A 603-nucleotide genomic window follows, 5' to 3' on the forward strand; every position below is an offset into this window, starting at 1 on the left:
GCACCACCACCGACTCGGCGGGCGACACCCACATGATCGCCGAGGAGTACGCGGTGATGGACCGGGCCGGGCGGGTCCAGGTGCCCCGCGACTTCCGCCAGGCGCTGGCGCTGACCCGACGGGTCCGGCTGGCGCTGGAACCCGACCACATCACGATCCGCCCCGATTCGGAGACCCGCGCATGAGTGCCGAGCCGCTGCTGCGCGTGCGCGACGTACACCGGAGCTTCCGCACCGGGCCGACCGTCGTGCACGCCCTGCGCGGCGTGTCGTTCGACGTGGCGGCCGGTGCCATGGTGGCGCTCGTCGGCCGGTCCGGTTCGGGCAAGACCACACGGCTCAACGTCATGGGGGGCCTGGACCGCCCGGACGCCGGCACCGTGCACGTCAACGGCACCGACGTCGCCGCGCTCGACGAGGACGGCCTGTCCCGGCTGCGACGCGAGACGGTGTCGTACGTCTTCCAGAGCTTCGGGTTGATCCCGGTGCTGTCGGCGGCGGAGAACGTCGCCGCCCCGCTGCGGCTGGCCCGCGTCGCCCCGGCCGAGCGCGAGCGGCGGGTCGGGTTGCTGCTGGAGCTGGTCGGCCTGGCCGACCACGCCCG

At 74.3% G+C, this 603-nt stretch carries 1 protein-coding gene and 1 pseudogene; both read left to right on the plus strand.

Features of this window, described 5'->3' with window-relative positions; all coding sequences use genetic code 11:
- Positions 1-185, plus strand: a pseudogene (locus KBX53_RS35130) (division/cell wall cluster transcriptional repressor MraZ); the annotation flags it as partial.
- Positions 182-603, plus strand: a 422-nt coding sequence (locus tag KBX53_RS35135; RefSeq protein ID WP_210864054.1) for an ABC transporter ATP-binding protein, incomplete at its 3' end; no start/stop codon positions are given. The pseudogene KBX53_RS35130 and the gene KBX53_RS35135, both read left to right, overlap by 4 nt.

This window comes from Micromonospora sp. M51 (genome assembly GCF_018070305.1).
GTDB classification, from domain to species: Bacteria; Actinomycetota; Actinomycetes; order Mycobacteriales; family Micromonosporaceae; genus Micromonospora; species Micromonospora parva.